Raw genomic sequence first — 4,317 nt, 5'->3', positions numbered from 1 at the left:
GGGGGGGGGGGGGGGGGGCTGGGCGTTACTTCGCCAGCTTCGCCATCCACTCCTCAATGCCCTCAACGGTGCGCGGCAGCGCAGCGGAGAGGTTCACGTTGCCGTCCTCGGTGCAGAGCACGTCGTCCTCAAGGCGGATACCGATACCGCGGTACTCCTCGGGGATAGACATGTCCTCTTCCTTGAAGTACAGTGCCGGCTCAATGGTGAAGACCATGCCCGGCTCCAGCTCAGCCCACATGTACAGTTCAGCCTTCGCCTGCGCGCAGTCGTGCACGTCCAGACCCAAGTGGTGGCTGGTGCCGTGCGGCATCCAGCGGCGGTGCTGACCGCCCTCAATGGTGAGGGAAACCTCAGCAGAAACCGGCAGCAGGCCCCACTCTTCCAGACGGTGAGCCAGAACCTCCATAGCGGCGTCGTGAAGTTCGTGGAACTTACGGCCCGGCTTAGCCACAGCGAATGCGGCGTCAGCAGCCTCCAGCACAGCGTTGTAGACCTTCGCCTGAACCTCAGTGAACTTACCGTTCACGGGGAAGGTGCGGGTCACGTCTGCGGTGTACAGGGTGTCGTCCTCAACGCCTGCGTCCAGCAGCAGCAGCTTGCCGTCATCGACGGTGCCGTTGTTACGGATCCAGTGCAGGATGGTTGCGTTGTTACCGCACGCTGCGATGGTGTCGTAGCCCAGGTCGTTACCGTCGGTACGTGCCACGGAGAAGAACGCAGTCTCAACGACGCGCTCACCGCGGTGGTGCTCCTTAGCCTTCGGCAGTGCACGAATGACCTCTTCGAAGCCCTTGACGGTCATGTCAACGGAACGCTGCAGGTTCTCAACCTCGATAGCGTCCTTAATCAGGCGAGCCTCGGAGAGAGCCACAGCCAGTTCGGAGTCCAGCTTGTCAGCCTGCTCCAGCTCCACGCCGGTGTTGTAGCGGGAGGTATCAACCAGCGCGTCAACAGCCGGGTCAACGTTGCGGACCAGGCGGATGTTCACGCCACCCAGGCCCTGGTTGCCAGCGTTCTTAGTGATAGCAACCTCAAGCTCGGACAGGTCGCGAGTACGCAGACCGTAACGCTCGGAGAATTCCTTCAGGGTGGGGCGGGGGCCAACCCAGAACTCGCCGTAGCGTGCATCCGCGTAGAACTCTGCGGTGTCGCGGCCAGCCAGCGGACGGAAGTACAAGGTGACCTCGTGGTTGGAGCCGTTGTCGCCGGTACCCTCTTCAACGGGCTCAAAGACGAGCACTGCATCCGGCTCGTGGTCGATGCCCAGACCGGTCTGGTGCGCAAACGCCGAGTGGGGGCGGAAGCGGTAGTCGCAGTCGTTGGAGCGGACCTTCAGCGGGCCTGCGGGCAGGACGAGGCGCTCGCCGGGGAATGCCTTGGAGATCTTGGCGCGGCGCTCAGCTGCGTAGTCTGCTACGGGCTCGCGGGTGTAGCCGTCATCTTCGGCAGGTGCCCAGTTTGCGGCAATGAATTCGGTGAACGCAGACGCCTTAGGGGTGCTGCGGTGGTCAGTCTTCTGAGCTTCGGTGCTCTTCTCGTTGTTCTCAGTCATGGGTTAATCATATCGCCTTCACCACAGGCGGGCAGGTGTTTTAGCGCTTTTGACCATAAGGGAGGGTGCGGTGGGACAGAATATATCTTTGACCTGCGACTGGGTGCCTGATATTGCGCCGCCGATATTGGTAGGGTTGAATCAGAAGAGTAGATGACATGCCTTAAACCCCGCTGAGGTGGCGACGAACTAGCAGGGGCGGGGAAGGAGAGAATATGACGCAGACAGAACACCGAAACAATGCACCTAATGCGAAGCATGCACCGCAGCCCGCTGAATCGGGCGCGCCTGAAAACCTGAACCGTGCCGGGCGTTACGATCTGCATATTCACTCCGCTATTTCTGACGGCACGCAGAGCCTGACCGAGCTGGTGCCGCTGATTGCTCGCGCCGGGTTGGCTGGGTTTGCGCTGACTGATCACGATACGACGGCTGGTTGGGCGCAGGCGGCTCAGCTGGCGGGTGAGTACGGTCTGGATTTTCTGCCGGGTGCCGAGTTCTCCTGCCGTTACCGTTACACCGACGGTGAGGGCCGCGCACGCACGAAGACTATTCACCTGCTCGCTTATGGTTTTGACCCTGTGGGTTCGGAGTTGGCGCGCCGTGTGGAGGCGATTCGGGCCAGTCGTGAGGGCCGTGCGCAGGCTATTGTGGGCCGTCTTGCCGCCGACTACCCGCTGACCTGGGATGACGTGTTGGCGCAGGTGGGGGAGGGGAACACAGCGGTGGGCCGCCCCCATATTGCTGATGCGCTGGTTGCTGCCGGTGTGGTTGCTGATCGTTCTGAGGCTTTTGCGAAGCTGCTGTACACGGGCAGCCCCTACTATGTGCCGCAGGATGCGCTGGACCCGCTGGAGGCGGTGCGTCTGGTGCGTGAGGCTGGGGGTGTGCCGGTGATTGCGCATCCGATGAGTACGATGCGTGGACCCGCGTTGAGCCTGGAGTACCTGGGGTTGATGGTGGATGCTGGCCTGGCGGGCGTGGAGGTGTATCACCGTGAGAACTCCCCGGAGGACCGGGCGCGTCTGCTGGAGTTCATTGAGCGTCAGCGCGCGGCGGGCCGTGAGGTGCTGGTGACGGGTTCGAGCGATTATCACGGTGCGGGTAAGCCGAACCTGCTGGGTGAGAATACGACGGATGCGGCGACGGTGGCTCGCATCCGCGAGCAGCTGGCTTCTCAGTAGTAAGACGAAAGAGTGTGGGGCGGGTTCCTAACTAAGGAACCCGCCCCACACTCTTTTATTTTCACCTCATTGCATGTTCTTTAAATCTCTACCTGAAGGTTAGGATTTTTGATACGCTGAGAACGTTCTACTCATTGGGGTACACAAAGATTGTGCCTCCCCTCTTATTTTGAAGGAGCTATGATGCTTCGACAATTATTCGCCCGCCCCACGAAGCGGGCCGTCCAGACTGGCGGCGCTGTGCTTTTGGCTGGCGCCATGGTGTGCGGTAGTGTTCCCGCGTATGCCACCGGGCATTTGAAGCCTCACGAGGTGACCCCTATTGTGCAACCGGACGAACCGGCAGTGACCTGTAACGACCGCGCAGAGTATGAGTATTATCGTCAAGATGGCGAGTTGGGGCGTCGCGTTATCTTTAGTTGGGCACAGTGTGTTGGTCTGATTTCTGAGCGCCAGAAGTACCAAATGGTCAAGAAAGATAATGTTATTTCTCGCGGCCAGTTTGTGGAGTATCTATACCGTCTGTCAGGTTCTCCCGAGGTGAAGAATCTTCCGACTCAGTCTCCGTATGGTGATATCAAGACTGATGATCCGCGTTTTCCTGTGGTGACGTGGGCTCGTCAGCGGGGCATTACCTGGGGTTGGAGTGATGGGAATTTCCATTACGATACCCCTGCTAGTGAGGCTGCTACTGCCTTGATGGTGTATCGATTGGCGGGTAGTCCAAGCGTAACGGTAGAAGTAGACGATCCTAATGCCTATTTTCTATATACTCCTTGGAAAGAAAAATGGCCGAATATGCCATATAATTCGGAGCTTCATAAAGCATACACCTGGCTATACTATGGTCTTCAGAATCCAAATAATAAAGATTCTATTGAGAACGTATCATATCGACAGTACGGTATCGTATCACCTAATGATGAATTTGAATGGTTGACTTACGCTACGTATGAGCAGGCTATCGAAGTGATTCGTCTGGCAGATAAATCTTTCAGATTTAAATAAGAAACGTATCCCCGCTTATGTATCAATATATAAGCGGGGATACGTTTAAAAATTTATTCCACAACTATATAATCTTTTTTATTGGAAGTTCCCACTGGAGTCTCGGTAGATTTATAGACATACTGATTAATTTCAACCCTATAGGGCGGTTTCAGAGAATTCTTAATAGAAAACTTCCATTTATCGTTCAGAGCCATTGGCTTGGGGTTGGGGTTGTTCTTGTCTTCGTAGTCCATGTGGCATTGGTCGTATGCGTTTGCTCCAATAATATTCAAACGCCTAACACTACCTTCAAGATAGAAGCCCCACAGTGAAGCAAGGATTGTTTCTAGGGGTACTTCTTTGCTTGGCCCGTAGGGGTTGTCTAAGCGTACTCCTGTAAAGGTGCAGTCGCTAGCCCATGAGCTGATATACCAGTTTGCTGCCTCATGATTACCCGCTGTACCTGAGACTGCGTCATGCCAACTGGAGGATTCACCGATACATCCCACATATTTATATAACACTCTTTTACTTTCGTATCATTGCATGTTCCCTAAATCTCTACCTGAAGGTTAGGATTTTTGATAC

4 protein-coding genes are annotated in these 4,317 nt (G+C 56.1%); 2 read left to right on the top strand and 2 right to left on the bottom strand.

The window, feature by feature from the left end; all coding sequences use genetic code 11:
* Positions 1–25 precede the first annotated feature (25 nt).
* On the bottom strand, positions 26–1,555 hold the full coding sequence (locus HMPREF2927_RS03035) for an aminopeptidase P family protein (RefSeq protein WP_070685394.1): 1,530 nt from the start codon (positions 1,553–1,555) through the stop codon (positions 26–28).
* A gap of 215 nt (positions 1,556–1,770) precedes the next feature.
* On the opposite strand from HMPREF2927_RS03035, the gene HMPREF2927_RS03030 reads away from it, so the two are divergent.
* Together HMPREF2927_RS03030 and HMPREF2927_RS03025 are read left to right on the top strand one after the other, a co-directional pair.
* Complete coding sequence (locus tag HMPREF2927_RS03030) at positions 1,771–2,739, top strand: PHP domain-containing protein (RefSeq protein ID WP_083311157.1); 969 nt, start codon at positions 1,771–1,773, stop codon at positions 2,737–2,739.
* A gap of 180 nt (positions 2,740–2,919) precedes the next feature.
* Positions 2,920–3,747, top strand: a complete 828-nt coding sequence (locus HMPREF2927_RS03025; protein ID WP_246827341.1) for an S-layer homology domain-containing protein — start codon at positions 2,920–2,922, stop codon at positions 3,745–3,747.
* Positions 3,748–3,800: 53 nt separating this feature from the next.
* Here HMPREF2927_RS03025 and HMPREF2927_RS09225 read toward each other — a convergent pair whose 3' ends face one another.
* Positions 3,801–4,238: a hypothetical protein gene (locus tag HMPREF2927_RS09225; RefSeq protein WP_246827340.1), complete on the bottom strand. Its 438-nt coding sequence runs from the start codon at positions 4,236–4,238 to the stop codon at positions 3,801–3,803.
* Positions 4,239–4,317 lie beyond the last annotated feature (79 nt).

The organism is Rothia sp. HMSC061E04, from assembly GCF_001813685.1.
GTDB lineage: Bacteria > Actinomycetota > Actinomycetes > Actinomycetales > Micrococcaceae > Rothia > Rothia mucilaginosa.
Note: the sequence above shows the minus strand (reverse complement) of the source record. Positions and strands in the feature narration are given on the sequence as shown.